We start from the raw sequence: 21620 nt of genomic DNA, 5'->3' as shown, positions 1-21620 counted from the left end.
CTTATTTATCTTTAATTAGATTTTTTTAACTTTCTTAAACACGACAAATGCCACACCAAAACCAACACCAAGTGCAACCACACTGGTAAGTGAGGCCACTAAAGCTGTATTTGACTTTTGTGCTTCAGGCACTTCTGGATAAACACTTAAGATGACATGTTCAACCGATTGATTACCATCACTATCTGTCACGGTTAAGCTTATGGTGTATTGACCCACTTTTGTTAAGTCAAACCCACCATTGTTGATCATTTGATCGGTAATTGTAATGCTGTCTTTATTATCTGTTACTGTAAAATACGTTTTTAAATCAACGACGTCTGTGCTGTTTTGTTCAAACTGTACAGGTTTTGTGTTATTTATGGTAATGACTGGTTTGACAAGTGTCATAGGATCTACTGAATCAGTGATTTCAGGTTTTGAGAACTCGCCACCCATTTTAACGATACTCACGTCATCAAGTTTAAATGAACCAGACGCACTTGAAGCAAGTGCCACACGACCTTTGGTGTTGACGTCTTCGTAGGTTAACAGTGGTGCACCATCAAATAATGTGACTGGGTCTGAGGCACGTTTCATCCAAATGGAAACTTTTCCATTTAAAGCGATCACTTTAAACTCAAATGTTTCATCTTTGTTTTCATCCGCACTTAGCAGTAATGCCGTATCAACCGAATACACGGTTGCATCATTCATGTTAAGTGTATAAATCACTGCCCCACCATCTCTGGCTTGGAAAATAATAGTAGGTACATTCCAGAAGTTTTGTAAGGTAGATTCATAACCAAAGCTTAATGCTACATAATAAGTTGTAGGTACTTCAACCCCACCAATTTCGCCATCTTCATTTCTTGGCGTGATTGGTTGATTAAAATCTTCTAATGAGAAACGAACCTCAACATTCGCGTAATCGTGTTTCGTGATTAAACGAGCTGATTCACCAGCCACATCAAAGTTTAACTTACCATTTTCAATGTAGATGCCTTTAGTGGTTGGGAATAATGGCATCTCAGTGCCTGGACGAAGGTCTTTCGAGTTATAGATTTCCCAAAGGTTTGAATCTAGGTAACTTGTTTCAAAGTTTTCAGCTAAATCAGGTGCTTGACTTTGATCATAATAGGTATATGCTTTTGATGTAAAGTTATCGACAAGTAGTCTTGTGCCTACCTCACCAGTAAAACCGAAGTGACCAATGGTAGCGCCTGCTTTAAAGTCGTAATGCTTTAAATCAGCTAAGTTCACATGAACATTATTAAATGCACCAAATGATAACTCAACATCAATATAACCAGTACTTGCTAAGTTTAAGTCAAGCGATCTTTCCGCAAGAACTTGAACTAATGCTTCGCCATCGCCCATGGTTGCACCAATGAATGTCGTTGGTGTGCCTGCTACGTCACGATTAACAAAATAAATATGAACCACACCTTCAGTGACTAACGTGTCTGTTAAGGCTTCAACACCATAAACAACACCGGTCTTTTTATCTAGATCAAGTTGAGTTAGATTTTGTTGGTAAGCCATATGTAATTTTTTATCCACGTTTGGATTAACCACCACTGGGTTTTTTGATAGAATCATTGCGCCTAGCGCTGGATTATTTAAATCAAGTGCTTTTGCTGGACCATATGAGAATTTATCTGAAACGGCCAACGTTATTTCTTCTGGTAGTTCAGCAGATTCAAAATCTGACTCAACATAAAGAATTGATTCAGTAGCGGTTAATTTTTCAATCTTTAGGTTATCGAGTTCATATAACCCCTTACTTGATGAGACAATCGCAAAATGATAATCTTCTTCTAAGGATAAGCTACCGAACGTAAAGGTGTTTCTTAAGGTTGACATATCCATTGTCTCAGAAACTTTATCGTAATAAAGCTCTAATTTCTTTGTCGCTGTTGTATAAACGAATTTGAATCTGACATTGACGTTTGCAATGCTTGCAACCGAAGGTGTCATTTCCTCAAACGTCGTTAATGCATTTGGTGAAGCCGAACTTGGTCCATCGACGGTGTCGCTTGGGTTATTAATTTGAAGGCTTGAGATACGGCCCATTAAGTAACCGCCTTTACCCCAATCTAACCCTTTTACAATTTCTGTTTTGTTAAATGCAAACCCAAACCAGTCGCCCCAATCGGCAGACTGGTATAAGAAATCAAACTCAACACTATACCCTGTCACACCTTCACCTGAGGTGAGTGGGTTTGTGGTCATCATGACTTCTTCTGCACCGGTTGTATCAACGTAACGTAGTGTACCTGCATCGCCTAAATAGCCGATGGCTTCTGTTGTGTCATTGACGACTTGCCATTTTTCATCATTCATTCCGCCATCGAATGAATCATTTAAAAAGGTTTCGCTCATCACTGCTGCGTGGCTTGTGAATACAAACACAGAACTCACGCTAAATAAGAATAGTACTGCTAACAAACTCTTTTTGATGAAACTAATCTTTCGCATTTTTTTCTCCTCTTTTTATTTAAGGTATCCTTAGATACCATTAATACCTAATACTCAACGTTTTCTCCTATTTTTTCCATGCCCCACTTAATGAACATGATTAAAGGAATCGCCACCAATGTGAATATCATTCCAAACGCTGCAGGTGTGGTATAATCCCCCGATTGTACCATCTCTACAATGAGATACGCGATTGTTTTTGTTGAACCACTTGGTCCACCATTGGTTAATAGTAGAATTTGCAAGAAGATCGTAAACACCGCCGTTGTGCCTATCACAAACAGGGTTGTGATGGTAGGCCAAATCATTGGAATGATGATTTTAGTTAATTCAGTATACATAGATACCCCATCAAGTCTGCCTGATTCAATGACTTCACTTGGAAGTCTTGAAATGGCACCATTGATTAAGACCATGTTAAATCCGATACCTGCCCAAATACAGTAAAGATAAACCATGTTCATGGCTGTCCCCTTTGTCCCAAACCAACCACCCACTGGCTGAATGCCTAATTCAGCGAGTAATTGGTTTATTGGTCCAAACAAAGGATCAAACATGAATTGAAATGCCATTGTGAGTACCACAATCGATATGATGGATGGTAGGAAAAAGAGTACTTTAAATAGCCCTCTACCAGGCACACCTCGAAAGATGAAATACGCACTAATAATTGATAATGGTAGGGTAATAAAATTGGTAATCGGTAAGAACATAAACGAATTGATCACCGTTTGTTTCATTTGAGGTAACTCTCTTAAATCTCTTATGACTTGTTGATAGTTTTCAAACCAAACAAACTTATAGTCCCCTGTGTAATAATCAAATCGTTGAAAGGATAAAATAATCGTATCAATGTTCACGTAAACAAAGAAAACAAGGAAATGCGTCACTGGTAAGAAAAGCATCATGAAGATGAAGAATCGTTTTTGTCTTCTTCTTTTTGCCTTGTACGATTTGTCTAGTCTAAAGACATTCTCAAACGTCTCTACCAAAAAATGTTTAAACCGATTTAGTTGTTGTCTGATACGATTTTTTGTCATCCGCTAAACTCCTAATTTTAATCAGTCATGCCTGCGTTTCGTTTGAATTCATCCCAACGTTCGAAAACGTATTGGTAGTCCCCATTCCAAACCGACTGTGCCGATTCTTCTCCTAAATAAATATCCCCATAAGGTGCCCCACTCTTAGGGAATGTATTGACATACACACCATAATAAAGCGGACTCTTTGAGATGATATAAAAACTCTTACTGTTTTTCCATATTTCTAATGCACTTAAGATAAATGGACTTAATCCTTCAATTGTAGTTGGATCATATTCAAATGGTCTTGGTGTGCCTGTGTCTTTTGTATACTGTAGTAATTGTTTGTCTTCTGCCATAAATCTCAAAAATTCTTTAGCAAGTTCTTTATTTCTTGCTTGTTTAGGTACCACAATAAAATCACCAAGCATTGAGTTATTGATTTTTGGTTCTTTTGCCCCTTCAATCGTAGGAATTGGCATCATCTTCATTTCAAATCCAGCAGGTAGTGCCGCTTTCATTTCAGATTCAATCCATAAACCATTAGGAATCATTGCCGCAAACCCATTGATAAACTGCATTTGAGCTTGTGTGTGAATTAAACCATTCACACCTGCTGTACTGTTACTTTGATCACCAATTAAAGTTTCATAAGCTTCTAATGCTTTTAACTTGCCTTCTTGTTTGAATACCTCAGGGGATTCAAACTGATAAAACTCATTCATGGCTTCTAAGCCTTCGTATTGTGCCCACCAACCGTAGACCACAAAGTTCCAATAAGCTGAATATTGCCCAGGCCATGTGAATGGCTTAACACCAGCACCTTCGGTTTTGATTTGCTCAGTTAAATCAATTAGATCATTGACTGTTTCTGGTACTTCCCAGCCCTTGTCTCTAAACATCTTTGAGTTATACACAAGGCCAGTGACGCCATCATTCCAAGGTAGGGCGTAAATATTGTCGCCAATACGTCCAAACTCAACGACTTCGTCAATGAGTTTATCCTCTAAGGTTACCCCTGGCTCAGTCTCCATCTCATAAAGATCATCTAGTGGTTCTAAATAACCCCTGGTTGCCCAGCGCTGCCAGTTTGTTTCTAATAAGAAATAAATGTCAGCTAGATCTCTACCGCTTTCAATCTTTGGTCCCGCATTCGCGGTCATGTTTGGATTGCCATCAAGGACAATCTCAACGTTTTCATTTTCCGCTTCAAACGCGGTCTTTAAATTTTCTAGCCATCCTCTACCATAACCCGCCTCAGCAAACGCGATGACTAATCGCTCTTTACCAGAATCTTCTTTCTTCTTGCCGCAAGCAGCAAGACTCAAGGTTAAGGTAATACTCAGTAGTACTAATACAACTTTTTTCATATATTCTCCCTCATTCTTAGTATGGAATCACAAACGCACTAGATCCACTTGCTAAGTTTAGTGTGAGTTTGCCTTTATTTAACTTCACGGTTTGTTCAACCCCATCAATGTAGACAAGCGCATGCGTTGCGTCATTAAATGTGATTGTTACATCGTTTGATTTACCAAACGCTGGGTCTGTGAAATTAACCACCATAAACCCATCTTCTTTGTTTTGTCCTTTAAAGGTCCCCATTAAAACGTCTTCGGTGCCTTTAAAGCTCTTGATACGCTTATGTGATTCTTCTTTGTTGATCATTCGAAAGTTGGTGTTTGGAAAATCGGGTGTGGTTGAATACGTCATCACCGATTGCCAATCAAAACTCAAATACACGTGATCAAAACTCAAAATTTCATGATTCACTTTAGTACCTGCATCATACGTTGGTGTTTTTTCGCCATCTTTATCAATAAAGGCATCCGAGAAGGATTCAATGCCACCACTATCTGGTGTCCAGTACGTGAAGTGCTGGATACCTTTAGTGCCATAAGCCATCGCTACCGCACTTTGAAACCTTAAGTCTGCTTCTGTGATGTCTCTACGTTGTGTCCCTGTGATATTAAAATACCCGACACTTTGTAAGAATAACCAAAATGGTAGTCCCGCTTCTTTTGACTTTGTCGCAACTATCTCTAGGTTTAATAGATAATCATCGGTTAAAACAGATTCTTCATAAAACAACATTAAAGGGTAATGATCATAAGAAACAAATTTTGGTTTTACCACATCAATGTATTCTCCAATATAATCCTCATAATCCCTGTCACCTCGTGCCGCAAGGCTAGCGTATGTTGGAAATAAGTTCACATAGAAATCTTTATCTGGTAAGTATTGTTGGTAGACCTCATGATAAAAACCTAACCACTGATATAAATCAGCACTTGGCTCATCCACAATCAAATGCCCTTTAAATGCCGGATGATCCTTATAAGTTTCAATCGCATTTAAGAAGATTTCTAGGTCGTCCTCATACTCACTTTGAATCACATTGCCATTTGAATCAAAGATGTCTTGAAATAAACCCGCAATCCTTGAATCTCTCACGTAGTATTCAATACCGACTTGTTCAGATAAATCAAGCGCAAGCAGTGTCGCATTTAGATCAATGTGTTCATACAAAGCGTAAATCACATTAATCCCTGAATCTTTAATCCGTTGGTATTGTTCAAGGGTAATGTATTTATAATTACCATTTTCGTCTTTTACCGTGCTTGGGGAAACCCAAGCACCAATATGCATCGTCAGGTCTTCCTCATAGACTGGCGGTTTTGCGTCTTTTTGACAAGAAGCCAAGCCAAAGACTAGTAGAATTAGTGTGATGAATAATAAGAGTTTCTTACTTTGTCTCATACATCTAGATACTCCTTTTTATAATTGACTTCAAATGTCTCTGCTAGTTCTTTTAACTGGTAGTCTTCAATCGTATTAACCATTTGTTTACCTAAGGTCATCAAATAGATTTGAGCCGATTTTTCAACCGTTTCAATTAAACCAAAACAGTCATCAAGTGAACTACCTGAGGCAAACACCCCATGCATTGCCCAAACGACTAAACGATGGTTCTTCATCTTTTCAGCTGTTTTATAACCAATACGTTCGTTACCACATAACATCCAAGGCAAGATACCCACCCCATCAGGAAATACCACAATCGATTCTGTACACATCTGCCATAAGCTTCTTGTGAAACTACGATCATTTAATTCATGAACAAACGTCATTGCCATGATGTTTGTCGCATGGGTGTGAATGACGACTTTATGTGCTTGATCTTGTCTTAAACGTTCTTGATGTGTGAGTAGGTGAGTACTTAATTCGGATGTGGGTCTACCACCATCCTTAAAACCACCTAAAATTTCGACTTGTTTGCCGCCCTTTAATACCCGAATAACCCCAAGGTTTAAGAGCGGGTCTCTTGAAATATTTTTAATGTATTTACCTGAGCCTGTCACAACAAAGCATTTACCTTCTAAGTCTTTGACTTCACATTGAAGTTCGATTACTCTAATGCCTTTTAAGTCTCTAACTAAATCTAGTTCACTACCCGTCAGTAAATAAGAAATATTACCACTGTTACGTTCATGCCATCCATTTTGATACATTTGATCAGCAGTTCGTCCAATTTCATTTATAAAATCCGCTTTTAAGAATTCATTCATATATTTACCTATCCAATCTTTCTTCATAAGCCCTTACTTTATCAAACCAAGTGTGTTGAGACTCACAGTGATGACGCTTTAAGAATTCATCATAGACAACACCATAAGGTAGTCCTTTTAACATCTCTTGGTAATAAAGACGTTTTGAGTAATCTTTATTAAACTCAATGCTTGTTAGTGCTTCTTTTGGTTCTAGTAAAGCTTTCATTAATGCTAATTGAAATGATCTCGCCCCAATGACTAAGGCACTCACTCTTGAGATTGACGCATCAAAGAAGTCAAAACCAATATGCACTTTATCTAGTAAGTTACCTCTTACTAGCACTTGTGCAATCTTACTGGTTTCATCATCAAATATTACAACATGGTCTGAATCCCATCTAACTGGTCTTGAGACATGTAGTAAGAGTGTTTGATTAAACACACTAAGTGATGCAATCTTATCTGCCACAGACTCTGTTAAATGAAAGTGTCCTGTGTCAAAACAAACACCTAACTTGTTTAGGAGTGCATAACTTAAATAAAACTCATGAGAGCCTACCGTGTAGGCTTCAGCACCTATCCCAAATAGTTTTGACTCCATGACATCTGTTACATCTAATTTTTCTTGATAAATCTCATCAAGGGATTCTTTTAATCTCACCCTCGGTGTGATTAAATCATAGGGATTGTCTTTAAACCCATCTGGAATCCATAAATTCACGACTGAGGGTTGTTTTAATTCCTTTTGGAAGTATGCCCCGATTTTTCTACTTTGTATGCAGTGTTTTATCCAAAAGTCTCTAATGTTTTGATCTGGATGACTTAGTGTAAACCCATCACTTGATTTCTTATGAGAAAAACACGTCGGGTTAAAGTCTAGTCCAATATGTTCTTTTTTTGCCCAATCCACCCAAGGCTTGAAATGTCTTGGCTCAATTCGATCTAGGTCAATGACTTCATTTGTATCGGCATAGATTGCATGAAGATTGACTTTGTGGTTTCCTGGGATTAATGATAAGGCCAAACTTAAGTCATCTTTGACTTCTTGTGGGTTTCTTGCCCGTCCTATATAATTACCCGTGACTTGAATCCCACCAGTTAACGCATTGTCTTTAAATAAAAAACCTTTCACATCATCGGTTTGCCAGCACTGTAAGGATAGTCTAACTTTCCCTAAGGCATTAATCGCTTCTTCGGTATCCACACCTATTTCTTGATAGGCTTTTCTTGCTAATTCATAATTTGTCATGACTTATCCCCTTCAATTAGTTTTAGAAAGCGTTCGTAGGCTTCTTCACAAGCCTCACATTCGGTTGGTTCATAAACCGTCCCCTTAAATGATTTTTCAATTAAGGTTTGTCCACTCTTGATTGTCTTTATCTCTTTAAAATAATGCATCTGAACGATTGAATTACCAAGGACGGTTGCTTCAACCGCACCGGTGATGACTCGTTTCTTACAAAAATTCGCCGTCATTTGATTTAATAATTTTGATTGACTGCCTCCACCAATGATGAGTATCTCATCCATTGGTCTTTGAAGCACTTTTTCTAGTTGTTCAATGGTGTATCGGTATTTAAATGCTAGACTTTCATAAATCACTCGAAGCATCCCTTCAGTCTTAATAGGAATGTTTTGATTCGTCTTTTCTAGGTATGTTCTCATACGCTCTATCATACTGCCTTTGGTTAAGAATATTTCATCATCAGGATCAATAAAAGCTAGAAAAGGTTCTGATGAAATCGCTTTCTTTTCTAAATCAAAAAAAGAGAGATCTTCATTACTTTTCATTAACTCACTTCTTGATTCGTTAATTAACCACATACCCATGATGTTTTTTAGGAACCTGGTTTGTCCTAAATACCCTAGTTCGTTTGTAAAGTTACACCTAAGTGCTTCTTTACTTCGTTTGGGTTTAGATAAGAGTGTGCCAACCAAACTCCAAGTCCCAGAACTGATCAAGGCTTGATTCTTAAGTATCTTAGTTGATACAAAGGCACTAGCAGTGTCGTGTGAACACACGTTAATGACCGGTGTCTTTGGAAAGTTAAAGGTCTCTAGGGTTTCACCAAGAATCACGCCTGGGTTGACAAGTGAAGCAAATGAATCCTTTTGCTTGTCTACCTCAAAGAGTGTTTCAACAAATCTATTTGTTCTAGAATCATATAGTGCAGTGGTTGAAGCATTTGTGACTTCGGTTTGCTTGTTTCCGGTTAAGAAGTACCCAATCAGATTAGGAAGTAATAATATAGTCTCTGAATTATTTAATTGATTATGCCTTGCATGATCGTATAACTGATAAATTGTATTAAATGGTAAGTACTGTATACCAGTTAAACTGTATAGTGTTTCTTTCGAATACGATTCATGAAACAACGTAGATGATTCGATAAAACGCTTGTTACGATAACATAGAGGATCACTTGTCAGAGTACCGTTCTGATCTAGTCGTCCATAATCGACACCAAACGTATCGATTCCAATCGACTTAATATCTTCATGTAAAAAGAACGCTTTTTCAATCCCTGTGACGACTTCTTTAAATACATCATTAAAATCCCAGTAATGAAGTCCTTCTTTTTCATACGATTTAGTTTTAAATCGGTAAGCCTCATCGAGTCTTAGGGTTTGTTTGTCTTTAATGACAACCACAGCCCTACCACTTGAGGCACCAATATCGATTGATAAGTATTTAGAAATCATGCCATCTACCTCGCAGCTTGATGATATCATTTAGTGATTGAATAAGTCAACTTTTGATTGAATAGTTGATTTTCAATCACAAAAGTTCTATAATACAATCACAATAGCGCTTTATTTTGAGCGTTTTCATAAGGAGAGACCCATGGACATTAAAGAAAGACAAAAACGCATTCTTGAGATCATTAACACTAAAAAAACAGTCACCAACAAAGAGCTTCTTCATCTACTCTTTATCAGTGAAGCAACCCTTAGACGTGATTTAACCGAACTAGATCAAAAAGGCTTAATTGAGCGCACCCACGGGGGCGCCTCCATGATTGAATCGTCAAACATGGAGTCATCCATTTTGATTCGCTCACAAAAGAACGTCAAAGAAAAAAAAGTCATCGCACAAAGGTGCTTAGACTTTATTAAGAATAACGATGCCATTTTTATTGATTCATCTAGTACAGTTGGTTATATGTTACCACTACTATCCAACCTTAAAGATTTAACCTTTATTACCAACGGCATTAACAATGCCCTGGTCTTATCAAATAGTCTCTTAAAATTCTCTTTACACATTACCCCTGGTGTTTATAACGCAAACACCAGTTCAGTCTTAGGGATTGATACGATAGACTACATAAAGAACTATCACTGTAACATCTCTATATTCTCTTGTGGGGGTATCTCAGAGTATGGTATTACAGAAGCAAACCATGAACAAAGTACCATTAAAAGGGAAATGTTAAAACGTTCTAAGATACATATCTTATTAGCAGACCACACAAAGTTCAATAAGATCTTTATGAGCCAAACCTGTGACTTTGATCAAATCGATATCTTAATCACTGATCAAATGCCTACAAAAGAGTATATAACACTATTAGAACAAAATGATTGTCAGTTAGTGATTGCATAATAAAACCAGCAAGTGCCTAGATAAACTCTGCACTTGCTGGTTTTTCAATATTATAACTTTTCCTCTAAAATATCAGCAATTCTCTTACATGCAAAGCCATCACCATATGGGTTACTTGCTTTTGACATCTTTTCATATTCTTCTTTATCTGTTAATAATAGATTAAATGCTTTATAGATAGTCTCTTCATCTGTACCTACAAGTTTGAGTGTGCCAGCTGAAATACCTTCTGGTCTTTCTGTGGTATCTCTCATTACAAGAACTGGTTTACCTAATGATGGTGCTTCTTCTTGAATACCACCACTGTCTGTTAGAATTAAATATGAGGCATTTAAGAAGTTATGAAAATCAACGACTTCTAAAGGATCGATGATTCTGATCCTATCATTATCTGCAAGAATACTATTAGCAGTTTCTCTTACTACTGGATTCATATGAATTGGATAGATAGCTTTAATATCGTTATGTTCATTAATGATACGTTTAATTGCATTGAACATATGTTTCATTGGTTCGCCAAGATTTTCTCTACGGTGAGCTGTAATCATGATTAATCTTGATCCTTTTGCCCAATCTAGCATTTCATGATGATAGTTTTCTCTTACAGTTGTTTTTAATGCATCGATAGCAGTATTACCTGTAACATAAATAGAGTCTTGTTCTCTGCCTTCATTTAATAAGTTTTGATTTGCTGTTTCAGTAGGTGCAAAATTATACTTAGAAATAATCGATACTGCTTGTCTATTAAACTCCTCCGGATAAGGAGAGTATATGTTATGAGTTCTTAATCCTGCTTCAACATGACCAACCGGAATTTGTAGATAAAAACAAGCTAAAGCAGTCACAAATGTGGTGCTTGTATCTCCATGTACAAGTACTACATCAGGTCTTTCTTGTTCTAAAACTTCTTTTATTCGATTAAGTATATTTGTTGTTACATCAAATAGTGTTTGTTTGTCTTTCATAATAGATAAATCATAATCAGGTACAACACCAAAAGTGTGTAGTACTTGATCAAGCATTTGTCTATGTTGTCCAGTAACACAAACGACTGTTTTGAGTGACTCTCTTGTTCTTAACTCATTTACTAATGGGCACATTTTGATTGCTTCTGGTCTTGTACCAAAAACAAGCATAACTTTACTCATATTTAATCCCCTCTTCTTCGTTATAATTATAAGATTTTCCTTCCATGATATATGAAGTTATTACATCAGGACTTAATACTTTAATCACTATTGAATTATCCACATACAAAGATTTTACATCTCTAAATTGGACATAAAAATTGTCTATTTCATCAAATCTTACTAGCCAAAATCGTTTAAAGTGATCCAGGTAATTAATAATAAATGGGTCTGTATTCTTAGGATATAGAACCATTATAGGTTTGTTAGTGCCTGCATAATAATATAATTTACCGGGTATCTGCGTGCCAGAATTGTTTAAAATAGCGACATAAACATCTGTTTTATCTTCAATTTCTCTCAATTTTGATAGTGACTGATTTGGCATAACATCAATATTAGCCGTTGATGACAGTGTTAAATTCGAGTGACCAGCAATTACAAGCTTTGCATTCATTAAATTATCAAATGAATCATACAAAGGCTTAATATTTCTTATACTGGAATGGTAAGAACCTAAGTATGAAAATTGAATTGTGTCCTTTTTGTAATATTCTAATTTGTCATTGTTAACGTCTAAGTCTAGAGGTAATGGAATAAAACTAATTTTCTCAGCGATTTTGGCAAAATTCTTTTTCATATATTTTGATGTACTTGGTGAAACGTACACAATTTGATCTGCATTCTTTATCAAATTATACTCAATTCTTTTTAAGACTAATCTCGGTGTAATTACCTTATTAGAAATATCAATAGACAACGGATCACCCCATATTTGAATCCATTTCTTCACAGACAGTCCACTACTAATGAGCTTTTTTGCAGCAATATGTGAAGTCTTCGGATCTGATACACTGATTACATAATCATATGAGTTGTTATTTACACTTTCTAACTTAATACGTTTCGCAGCAAAAACTGTGTAATTAAAAACAGATATACTTTGATATACTTTTTTAACTATTTTTATTAATTCTTTTTTTACAAAACTTTTGAATCCAGTTTTTCCGATTGATGGGTTCAAATTTATTGGTTGCAATCTGAAAACATGACGAAACTTATTAGTCAATATACTATTATTTAGCTGAACATCATTAACAGTATTAATGGTTAAAGCATCGATAATATATCCTTTTTTTACTAGTGAATTAATAAGATTTCTATTAACTGTCATCGCGGAGGAACCACTCTCGATAGGGTCTAACGTTATAAAAAGAATTGTTCTAGGTTTAATCATTTTATCACCTTTTTCAATTTAAAATTATTCTTTATGTATATAATTGCTTTGGGTTTCATTAATAATAATATTGTTAGGTAAATTAACCCTACTGCAAAACTTGTGATAAATCCTTTCCAAATCCAATCATTCCAAGTCATTATTTCTAGTTTTAAAATAAAACTAAGTAGCAAGAGAACAACAAATATCGCAGATTGAGTAGGATAAAGTAAACTAGTATGTGGTCTTTTTGAAAAAAATGTTTTTTAGAATACAATATAATATCTATACTTCGATAAGTGAAAGATGCTAGCGACCCAACCATAACAGAATAGATTCCTAATGGTTTAATCAGTATTAGCGATACTACTAAGTTGATAGTAGCTTCTAAATATGCTCGATTTTTTGTTTGAGCATAATGTCCCTTTGCTTCAATAAGTATATTTGATGGGATTCGAATCATATTCAGAATCCCAATTACTATGAAAAATACATCAAGATATTCAATAATATAATTAGTGTCATCTATCCCATTAGTGTATAACTTAATGAAAGGTATTATTAAGAATGCCGTTACAGAATAAAACCAGAAACCGAATGTGAAAAAAACACTTTGAAAAATATCAAAAACATTTGAAGTTCTTTCGTCATTTTCAGATATCATTAAATTCCCGAAGCTTGATACTGAAGATTTAGAAAACATGAATAATGTTGTAACAATTGCATTGAATACAAGAGCATATACAGAATAGACACTTGTAATGTTTAACCCTAAAAAAGAAGTTAACAGTATAGGTGCTGAATTAAAGACAATTAGGCCCGAAATTTGATGACCAATTATTGAAAATCTATCGTTCAAAATATTCATTTGTGGTTTAAGATTGTAGTTAGATAATTTATATTTACTTCTTATGTATACTTTTGTGATTGTATACCTAAGCAAAACTGCTATGGCACTTAGTAGTTGTACATAAATGAACATAAAGCCTGATAAAATGAGTTGGATTTTAATTATTGTTGAAATTATTAAAGTAAACGTTTGTATATTATTTACAACATAACTCTTTTGGTCAGACATAAGCAAAACACGAAAATGTCCATTTAATGTATATTCTAAAATACTACTAAACCCAAGTATCAATATTAGATACGTTGGACTAAATCCAATCCCTGTATAATCAATGAATAGTGGATATATTATTGCTACAATAATAACAATAAACATAAAAATTATCGCTGTTGATTTATATAACCTTTTAGCTGTTGAAAGGATCAAATTTATAGAAGGCCAATCATTATGTACTAGTGGATGATATAGTTTATATGTCGCTGATAAGGCAATTCCCGCTTCTATAATACTTAAATAATTAATTATGTTTATGAAAGTATTATTTAACCCGTTTGTTTTTGAACCATAATAAACGATAATAAGTCTAACAACAATAAAGTTCGATACCAAAACTGCAATCTGATAAATTACTGATGACATCATAGATAAAAGAACTGACCTATTCCTCATTTGATAGTCCTCTTATTATTTTATGGAACTCAGACAAATCGTTATTGTTGTAACCTTTATGAGTTAATGAATTTTGTCTAATTATTCCATAAAAATCAGGTTCTGTGATTATTTTCTTAATCCATTCATACAAATTCACAACATTTTTTTCAGAAATCACTCCATCGATCATATGATTAACCATTTCCGAAGCTGAGTCAATATTAGTTGTCAATATCGGTAATTTAAAATGTCTTGCTTCCATAAGGACTACAGGCAAACCTTCATAATCTGATGTCAATACAAATAAGTCTGCATTTTTGAAATACGGGTAAGGATTGTCACAGCTCCCCTTAAATATCAAGTAATTCTTTAAATTCCTATTCCTTACCTGATTAAGTATTTCCTCATAATCTGGACCATCACCCAGAACATACCATTTAAATGATGTAATATTGTTATCTATAAGCATAGAAGCTACATCGACAATTCTATCTATTCTTTTAGATGAATTTTGGATACGGGCTACCGTGAGTATTGTAAAAACATTAGAATCATGTTCTATAATTTTTTTATTTAGACATCGCAGATAATCTTTCATAATCAACTGTATTATAGAGAATTTGAAATTTAGAGATGTCATTTTTAATAAAATTTTCTTAATTTTATTAAGAGAATCCATTGAGACACACAAAATAATATCATATTTAGAATAGTATACTTTGTAGTGGTGTGACTTGATACCTAATTTATTCGGATCGTTATGGATCCACGATAAATACAGTCTTGATTTTATTGTCGATAATAAAAGGTAATCCCAAATGCCTGGTCGTCCTGTGTAGGATATCGCAAGGTCATAATAAATTTCATCTTTCTGCCTAAATGATATTGCCAAATACAGCAACTTAGATAGTTTTATTTTATTAGTGATATAAAAAACGATTTTTAAAATAATATCGCTTAGTCCTTTAGTATTCTTGCGATGTGTACCTTCCAAATCAACATATTTTCTAATACTCTTGTTGGGGAACCTTAATTTAATACTCTTATCTAAGCGTCGAATCATGTTTTCATCATACTTACCTAAAATTTCTAAAGTAACATCATAATCTTTCATTAGGATATTAATGAATGAAACGAGTGAAGTTTCTACCCCTCCAATTAAAAAATTATTAATACTAATGTATGCTTTCTTCACTTTATAACCCTCTTATTATTTTATTTACGTATTTGTTTATATAGTAAAATATAAACATGATTAAAAATCTATCAAAGAAATACAATCCTAGTATCGAAATATTGTAGATGGGAAATAGTCCAAATACAACTGTTATAAATGAAAAAATGTATTTTTCGTCAACTGTACAGGATTTAATTGCGAAAGTATCAAATACGGACAATAATTTAGTTAAAATAGTTGGCATTAAAATTATACCAGCTATTTTGAAATAGGCAATACTCTGACCAATAAGCGGTATAATTTGATCACCTTCACCATACATCATACCTTCATATATGAAATAATTAAATCGATAGGAGGTGCCGTAGTTTTGAAGTATCTCATTTTTAAATAGAACGTTACCCAAATAACCTGACCATAAAAAGACGTCAGTTAAAAAAGTTTTAGCATTTAACAAATATGCGTCATTTTTGAATAGATCAATACTGTTTGCAACCGAGTTAGGACCAGAAAAATATACTTGAATTAGTTTTGAAAGTGATGTAATTGAATTTTCTAGGTTACTTCCATATAGTTTTTCTCGCTGCAATGTTATAATCGATATAATCAAAACAATAGCCGCTAAAAATACATACTTAATAAAACCATCATTTTTTCTATATATCCAGGAAATCATGGACATGTATGATATAGCACTAATTATAAAAGATGCTCTATTTTCTGATTGCAGAATTGACATACTAAGTACTACTAATGTTAATGAAAATAACAATCCCACATAATAACCGAATTTGCTATTTTTACTTAATCTGTGTATAAATGAAACAGAATAAATTGTAATCAGTATTTGGGTAAACCGAATGATTCTAATATCAAAACCTCTAAAGTAACTAACAATTTCAATATCTCGTATACTTAGAATGTCAAAATTACCCAATAATCTTGGGTATAAAGCCAACAGGACAATGGAGATTATTATTAAGCCAATATAAAATATAGAATAGTTACTGTTATTTGAATTATACGGCTTAATACTTTCTTTTCCAAGTTTATCCTTATAAAAATATGTAGCACTGATTATTATTGTTAACATTTCAATTATCATAAAAATTACAGCCACTAAGATGCTTGATGAATCTGGTTGTCGACCAATACTATCGGTTTTACCGACAATCGCGATGAATAATGGCATAATTATGTATCTAATTTCAAGAATCACGAATAGGATTTTAAATCCTAAATACTTGAATAATTTTAAGTATTCACTCTTAGTAAGAAGAATGATTGTAATTACGAAAGTATAAAAAATAGCTAAAAGACTGATTACGGGAATTTTATTGATCACCGATAAAACTACTATGATTAGTGATAATAGTATATTAGAGACAATCAGTATATTCTTCATATTGTTAACTCTTCTGAATTAAAGAAATCTTTAATCTTTAAATAGAAATATCTCTCATCTTCAAGAATAAATTTTAATAAGGAATCACAATTAGCTTCAAACTTCATTTTATCAATTCCCATATAGGCTGTATATAGTTCTTCTGCTAAATTATCCGATAGCCGCACATTCAACCCTATTCCATTTTCTAATGCTATTTGGCCTAGATAAACGTCCGGGTTAGCCCAAAGGGGTTTCTTATAAATAATCGCATCATAAAATTTATTTGATAGTGCATAGTGATTCACAGGATCTTTACCAGGATAATAACTGTTAATAATATCAGAACTAATTATCAGTTTCTCTTTTTGTTCATTATCATACTTTCCTGTCATATTGACATTTTCTAATCCTTGAGTGTATGATTTTAAATCTTGATAGCTAGCCCCGTGACCGTGAAACTCAACAATATATCTAGGGTCACACGCTAAACAGTCAACTACGTTTTTATCGTTTTCAAAATGTCTAATTGCTCCAATAAATGAAAGTTTTAAAGGAATGGTTTCCTTCTTTTCAAAACGGTGGTATTTGGCTTGAGAAACTTGATTATTGTTTATGTTATGGGACAGTATGTAATTGAACTTTGGTAGAAATTTTTAAAATATGGTGATGATATGGTTGTAATCCTAGAATAATTAATTATTTTTTTTTCAAAGAATCTAAAAAATATGTTGTTCTCATATGTATAGTCACGGATATCAAAAATAAATTTACCCCTGTATTTTTTTAAATTTTTAGTATTAACTAAAAAACCGGTTAATGTTGTTAGAAATATCACTTTACTGTATTTTTTTTGACTAAGTATCCTATTAACGAATTTCCTATATCTCATAAATTTTAAAGCTTTCTTATATTTACTTGTTTCAAGTGGTGTGTAATCATTATACACAACAAACTCTTTTCGTGTATATTCATAGTTTAATCTATTCCAAAATACAATCTCATACTCTAATTGTAACTCATCTAAAATACTCGTATATTTCTTTATATAGGGTGAAAATTCTGTATTGATCAAATGTATTATTCCAATCATATATTTACCTCTATTCAATATTCAAATTTACTATACATCATAAATTTTTATTATTTCATTCAAAATTAACTTTATATCATACTTTTCCGATTCCCTAATGTTATTATTACTATATGAGATCCAATTATCCTTATTATTAATAATTTTCTCTATTTTATGAGCTATATCACTCACATTCTTTGGATTAAACTTGAATCCAGAAATTTCTTCTGCTGAGTAATCATTAATACCGTGCACATTCGAAGTCAAAATTGGTAATCCAGATGCCATTGCCTCAATTGCAGCAATACCTAATCCTTCTCTTAATGAAGGAAAAATGAATATATCGGCTTCGAGTAAAATTGTGTTAATGTCTTCTCTATAGCCCAATAATTTTATCTTATCGTTTAGCTTATATTTGTTTATTAAGCGTTTGAGTTTACATTCAAGTTTACCTGTACCGACTATAGTGTAGGAATAGTCAAATTTTATTTTTAACAACGCTTTAATTACACGTACATGATTTTTATTCTTATTAACTTCACCTACAGAAACGAAATTGACTTTATTTGAATTGAATTTTTTTGTATTAACAATATATTTGTCTCTATCAAATCCAACACCATTAATATGAACTAATCGCTTCTGAAAAAACTTTTTTTTGGCTAATTCATAATCTTCCCAATTTATTACAATAAGGGTATGAGTATATTTAGACAAGTATCGTTCAAGCGGATAGTAAATAAGCCAAGATAATATACTACTTTTCCGGTGAAAATGAAAACCATGAGCCGTATAGAAAATTTTTGATTTGCAATTTCTAGCAGCAAGTCTGGTAATAAACGAAGCAACTGGTGTATGTAGATGGATAATATCATAATTATGTTTATTGCTTATTTTTCTTATTTCTTTGTATGCTTTATAATTATCAAAACTAAATGGGCTCCTGTTAAATGAAACGTTAAAAGTGTTTCCGATGATACTTTTTAACTCTGGTGCAATTTCCTTGTTAAAGTTTGCGGCAATATCGATTTGATGTCCGTTTTTGTTCAACTGTTTTATGTGTTCCACTAAAAAGGCGTTTATTGTACTTGATAACGTTGATACATATAAAACTTTCATTTTTTTCCCCCTCACATTTAGGTTCATTTTACTTTCTTAACGGGTGATCCAACATATGTTCCTTTAACTCTCAAATTACTTATAACTGTGCTACCCGCGCCTACTATGATATCAGAAGAAACACAAACCCCGTTTATTACGGTTGAATTCGCTCCAAGCCAGACACTCTTACCTATTTTTGTATTCCCGCAAATCACTGATCCTGGTGAAACGTGAGAAAACCCTCCTATATTTGTGTCATGCTCGATTATTGATCCAGTATTAATAATACAACACTCATTTACTATTGAATTAGTACTAATTACTGAATTCGGCATCACCACAGTACCTTTGCCAATTACAACGGTATCACTTATTATTGCACTAGAATCGATAATGGTAACTAGAGTGTTGTTACTATTTTTAGCGATATTGAATATAGATTCTCTAGTTTTGTTATCACCAACAGCAATAATATAGTCATAATTATCAATTGAATTAATCATGTCTATAGATCCAATTACCTTAATACCGTTAATCAATTCCCCAATGTGATAATCATCTAAAAATTGTATGGTTGTCCATTTAGATTTTTTTTTCGCCATGTCTAGTATTACCTTTCCATGACCTCCGCACCCAATTATTAAAAGTTCACTCATATTTTCTTATTACCTTCAAAATTTCTCATAGTCACAGAATCACTAGATGTTATTCCTTCTCTAATAATCACTTTTTTAATCGTTAATAACATCACTCTCATATCTGTTAATAACGTTATATTATCAACATAATTAACATCATAATCAAATCGTCTCTCCCATGAAGTGGCATTTCTACCATTTACTTGTGCAAGACCAGTTAAACCAGGCCTTACTTCGTGTCTTCTTCTTTGCTCGTCATTATATAACGGAAGGTATTGAACAAGAAGAGGTCTTGGACCAACTATACTTAAATCCCCTTTAAGAATGTTAAGAAGACTAGGTAACTCATCCAAGCTTGTAGAACGTAAAAACTTCCCAAATTTTGTAAGTCTAATGTCGTCTGGAAAAAGACTACCTTGTGCATCTTTTTGATTGGTCATAGTTCTAAACTTGTACAAATGAAAAATCTTTTCGTTTTGACCTGGTCGTGCTTGTTTAAACAAAACTGGTGAACCTAGTTTTATTCTCACGAGTATCGCAACAACAATTAAAACTGGTGACAACACAATTAACGCCATAAAGCTTAATATAAAATCCATTGGTCTTTTGATAAATCTTTCGTAAAATCCTTTTTTATGCATTCTTGAAAACCTCTTTAATTGCTTTAATCACTCGATTTTGTTCTTCAATAGTCATTTTTGAATCACTTGGTAGGCATAAACCTCTATTGAATAAATCGTCAGAAGTTCTATCTCCTATGAAATCGTATTTTTCAAAGAATGGTTGTAAATGCATCGGTTTCCATAAAGGTCTCGATTCAATATTCTCTTTTTCCAAAGCAATGATTAGATCTACAGGTGTTACTTTTCCTTTTAGGGTAATACTAGTAAGCCAGCAGTTTGAATAGTTCCAATCATTCATTGGCATGAATTCGATTTCTTTTATGTCTTTTAATGATTCTTTATAGTATTGATAAATCTGTCTTTTCTTCTCTACTCTTTGATCAAGTACTTTCAATTGTCCGCGACCAATGCCTGCAACCACATTACTCATTCTGTAGTTATAGCCTAATTCGGAATGTTGGTAATGTCTTGCTTGATTTCTTGCTTGAGTAGACCAAAATCTAACTTTTTGAATACGTTCAGCATTATTAGAAACCAGCATCCCACCACCCGAAGTCGTGATAATCTTGTTCCCATTAAAACTGAATATGCCATAGTCCCCTAAGGTTCCTGTATATCGACCTTTAAATGTAGTACCCAAAGATTCAGCAGCATCCTCAATTAGAGTTACATTATGCTTTTTACATAAGGCTACAATTTTGTCCATATCAGCAGATAGACCATATAAATGGACAACTAATACTACTTTCGTATTTGGATATTTAATAAGTGCTTCTTCTAAAAACTTAGGACTCATATTCCATGTTTCATAATCACTGTCTACAAATACTGGAATCGCTTTTTCATAGATAATAGGATTCGCGGTAGCAGAGAAGGTTAGAGATTGACATAATACGATGTCGCCTTCTTTTACCCCAGCAGCCTTTAAAGCCATGTGGATAGCTGCAGTTCCAGATACTAAGGCAGCTGCATGTCCAATACCCACTTTAACTGCTATCTCATTTTCAAAACCATTGACGTTAGGTCCTAGTGGCGCAACCCAATTGGTATCAAAGGCTTCTTTTACATATTCTTGTTCATAACCCTCAGCACTCATGTGTGGTGAAGAAAGTAATATTTTCTTTTCCATTTTCTTTTC

19 protein-coding genes are annotated in these 21620 nt (G+C 33.8%); 1 reads left to right on the top strand and 18 read right to left on the bottom strand.

All coding sequences use genetic code 11. From position 1 onward, the window contains the following. Positions 1-15: 15 nt before the first annotated feature. From BN853_RS00460 to BN853_RS00430, 7 genes are read right to left on the bottom strand one after another with little or no spacing between them, the layout of a single operon-like run. Positions 16-2460 (bottom strand): DUF5011/hyalin repeat domain-containing protein, encoded by a 2445-nt coding sequence (locus tag BN853_RS00460; RefSeq protein WP_030003987.1) that lies wholly within the window; start codon positions 2458-2460, stop codon positions 16-18. Between the two features lie 47 nt (positions 2461-2507). Then, entirely contained in the window at positions 2508-3500 is a 993-nt protein-coding gene (locus BN853_RS00455; protein ID WP_030003986.1) for a carbohydrate ABC transporter permease, read from the bottom strand. 17 nt (positions 3501-3517) lie between these two features. Then, positions 3518-4852, bottom strand: a complete 1335-nt coding sequence (locus BN853_RS00450) for an ABC transporter substrate-binding protein (RefSeq protein WP_030003985.1) — start codon at positions 4850-4852, stop codon at positions 3518-3520. 16 nt (positions 4853-4868) lie between these two features. Further along, complete coding sequence (locus tag BN853_RS00445) at positions 4869-6242, bottom strand: beta-galactosidase (protein WP_030003984.1); 1374 nt, start codon at positions 6240-6242, stop codon at positions 4869-4871. After that, positions 6239-7078 carry a rhamnulose-1-phosphate aldolase gene (rhaD, locus tag BN853_RS00440; protein WP_231857078.1) on the bottom strand — a complete coding sequence of 280 codons (840 nt, stop codon included), beginning with the start codon at positions 7076-7078 and terminating at the stop codon, positions 6239-6241. The genes BN853_RS00445 and rhaD overlap by 4 nt, the downstream gene beginning before the upstream one ends. Continuing rightward, a complete protein-coding gene (locus tag BN853_RS00435) occupies positions 7056-8282 on the bottom strand; it encodes an L-rhamnose isomerase (RefSeq protein ID WP_030003982.1) in 1227 nt (408 codons plus the stop codon). Before BN853_RS00435 ends, rhaD begins: the two co-directional genes overlap by 23 nt. Beyond that, positions 8279-9736 (bottom strand): rhamnulokinase, encoded by a 1458-nt coding sequence (locus tag BN853_RS00430; protein ID WP_030003981.1) that lies wholly within the window; start codon positions 9734-9736, stop codon positions 8279-8281. Before BN853_RS00430 ends, BN853_RS00435 begins: the two co-directional genes overlap by 4 nt. Positions 9737-9878: 142 nt before the next feature. On the opposite strand from BN853_RS00430, the gene BN853_RS00425 reads away from it, so the two are divergent. Further along, positions 9879-10640, top strand: a complete 762-nt coding sequence (locus BN853_RS00425) for a DeoR/GlpR family DNA-binding transcription regulator (protein WP_030003980.1) — start codon at positions 9879-9881, stop codon at positions 10638-10640. A 50-nt stretch (positions 10641-10690) separates the two neighbouring features. On the opposite strand, the gene wecB is transcribed toward BN853_RS00425, so the two are convergent. From wecB to BN853_RS00370, 11 genes are all read right to left on the bottom strand, one after another. Then, positions 10691-11788 (bottom strand): non-hydrolyzing UDP-N-acetylglucosamine 2-epimerase, encoded by a 1098-nt coding sequence (wecB, locus tag BN853_RS00420; RefSeq protein ID WP_030003979.1) that lies wholly within the window; start codon positions 11786-11788, stop codon positions 10691-10693. Beyond that, on the bottom strand, positions 11781-13004 hold the full coding sequence (locus BN853_RS00415; RefSeq protein WP_030003978.1) for a glycosyltransferase family protein: 1224 nt from the start codon (positions 13002-13004) through the stop codon (positions 11781-11783). Before BN853_RS00415 ends, wecB begins: the two co-directional genes overlap by 8 nt. A gap of 151 nt (positions 13005-13155) precedes the next feature. Beyond that, on the bottom strand, positions 13156-14502 hold the full coding sequence (locus BN853_RS00410; RefSeq protein WP_030003977.1) for a polysaccharide biosynthesis protein: 1347 nt from the start codon (positions 14500-14502) through the stop codon (positions 13156-13158). Further along, complete coding sequence (locus tag BN853_RS00405; RefSeq protein WP_030003976.1) at positions 14492-15679, bottom strand: glycosyltransferase; 1188 nt, start codon at positions 15677-15679, stop codon at positions 14492-14494. The genes BN853_RS00410 and BN853_RS00405 overlap by 11 nt, the downstream gene beginning before the upstream one ends. A gap of 1 nt (position 15680) precedes the next feature. Beyond that, complete coding sequence (locus BN853_RS00400; RefSeq protein WP_030003975.1) at positions 15681-17066, bottom strand: hypothetical protein; 1386 nt, start codon at positions 17064-17066, stop codon at positions 15681-15683. Next, positions 17063-17440 carry a hypothetical protein gene (locus BN853_RS00395; protein ID WP_030003974.1) on the bottom strand — a complete coding sequence of 126 codons (378 nt, stop codon included), beginning with the start codon at positions 17438-17440 and terminating at the stop codon, positions 17063-17065. Before BN853_RS00395 ends, BN853_RS00400 begins: the two co-directional genes overlap by 4 nt. Before the next feature lie 218 nt (positions 17441-17658). After that, a complete protein-coding gene (locus BN853_RS00390; protein WP_030003973.1) occupies positions 17659-18138 on the bottom strand; it encodes a hypothetical protein in 480 nt (159 codons plus the stop codon). 30 nt (positions 18139-18168) lie between these two features. Further along, positions 18169-19239, bottom strand: coding sequence for a glycosyltransferase family 4 protein (locus tag BN853_RS00385; RefSeq protein ID WP_030003972.1), 1071 nt, complete (start codon positions 19237-19239; stop codon positions 18169-18171). A 23-nt stretch (positions 19240-19262) separates the two neighbouring features. Next, positions 19263-19877 carry an acetyltransferase gene (locus BN853_RS00380; RefSeq protein WP_030003971.1) on the bottom strand — a complete coding sequence of 205 codons (615 nt, stop codon included), beginning with the start codon at positions 19875-19877 and terminating at the stop codon, positions 19263-19265. Beyond that, positions 19874-20500, bottom strand: coding sequence for a sugar transferase (locus tag BN853_RS00375; RefSeq protein WP_030003970.1), 627 nt, complete (start codon positions 20498-20500; stop codon positions 19874-19876). Before BN853_RS00375 ends, BN853_RS00380 begins: the two co-directional genes overlap by 4 nt. Further along, positions 20493-21611, bottom strand: coding sequence for a DegT/DnrJ/EryC1/StrS family aminotransferase (locus BN853_RS00370; RefSeq protein WP_030003969.1), 1119 nt, complete (start codon positions 21609-21611; stop codon positions 20493-20495). Before BN853_RS00370 ends, BN853_RS00375 begins: the two co-directional genes overlap by 8 nt. Positions 21612-21620 lie beyond the last annotated feature (9 nt).

Origin of the sequence: Paracholeplasma brassicae (assembly GCF_000967915.1) — a bacterium.
GTDB classification, from domain to species: Bacteria; Bacillota_I; Bacilli_A; order Acholeplasmatales; family UBA5453; genus Paracholeplasma; species Paracholeplasma brassicae.
This window is presented reverse-complemented; position numbering and strand designations above follow the sequence as displayed.

What these genes read in the sequence shown, in the direction of transcription:
- BN853_RS00415 (WP_030003978.1), bottom strand. Translation starts at nt 13,004, where the DNA reads ATGATTAAACCTAGAACAATTCTTTTTATAACGTTAGACCCTATCGAG.
- BN853_RS00400 (WP_030003975.1), bottom strand. Translation starts at nt 17,066, where the DNA reads ATGAAGAATATACTGATTGTCTCTAATATACTATTATCACTAATCATA.
- BN853_RS00435 (WP_030003982.1), bottom strand. Translation starts at nt 8,282, where the DNA reads ATGACAAATTATGAATTAGCAAGAAAAGCCTATCAAGAAATAGGTGTG.
- BN853_RS00390 (WP_030003973.1), bottom strand. Translation starts at nt 18,138, where the DNA reads ATGATTGGAATAATACATTTGATCAATACAGAATTTTCACCCTATATA.
- wecB (WP_030003979.1), bottom strand. Translation starts at nt 11,788, where the DNA reads ATGAGTAAAGTTATGCTTGTTTTTGGTACAAGACCAGAAGCAATCAAA.
- BN853_RS00425 (WP_030003980.1), top strand. Translation starts at nt 9,879, where the DNA reads ATGGACATTAAAGAAAGACAAAAACGCATTCTTGAGATCATTAACACT.
- BN853_RS00375 (WP_030003970.1), bottom strand. Translation starts at nt 20,500, where the DNA reads ATGCATAAAAAAGGATTTTACGAAAGATTTATCAAAAGACCAATGGAT.
- BN853_RS00445 (WP_030003984.1), bottom strand. Translation starts at nt 6,242, where the DNA reads ATGAGACAAAGTAAGAAACTCTTATTATTCATCACACTAATTCTACTA.
- BN853_RS00370 (WP_030003969.1), bottom strand. Translation starts at nt 21,611, where the DNA reads ATGGAAAAGAAAATATTACTTTCTTCACCACACATGAGTGCTGAGGGT.
- BN853_RS00395 (WP_030003974.1), bottom strand. Translation starts at nt 17,440, where the DNA reads ATGACAGGAAAGTATGATAATGAACAAAAAGAGAAACTGATAATTAGT.
- BN853_RS00460 (WP_030003987.1), bottom strand. Translation starts at nt 2,460, where the DNA reads ATGCGAAAGATTAGTTTCATCAAAAAGAGTTTGTTAGCAGTACTATTC.
- BN853_RS00385 (WP_030003972.1), bottom strand. Translation starts at nt 19,239, where the DNA reads ATGAAAGTTTTATATGTATCAACGTTATCAAGTACAATAAACGCCTTT.
- BN853_RS00430 (WP_030003981.1), bottom strand. Translation starts at nt 9,736, where the DNA reads ATGATTTCTAAATACTTATCAATCGATATTGGTGCCTCAAGTGGTAGG.
- BN853_RS00380 (WP_030003971.1), bottom strand. Translation starts at nt 19,877, where the DNA reads ATGAGTGAACTTTTAATAATTGGGTGCGGAGGTCATGGAAAGGTAATA.
- BN853_RS00455 (WP_030003986.1), bottom strand. Translation starts at nt 3,500, where the DNA reads ATGACAAAAAATCGTATCAGACAACAACTAAATCGGTTTAAACATTTT.
- BN853_RS00410 (WP_030003977.1), bottom strand. Translation starts at nt 14,502, where the DNA reads ATGAGGAATAGGTCAGTTCTTTTATCTATGATGTCATCAGTAATTTAT.
- rhaD (WP_231857078.1), bottom strand. Translation starts at nt 7,078, where the DNA reads ATGAAGAAAGATTGGATAGGTAAATATATGAATGAATTCTTAAAAGCG.
- BN853_RS00450 (WP_030003985.1), bottom strand. Translation starts at nt 4,852, where the DNA reads ATGAAAAAAGTTGTATTAGTACTACTGAGTATTACCTTAACCTTGAGT.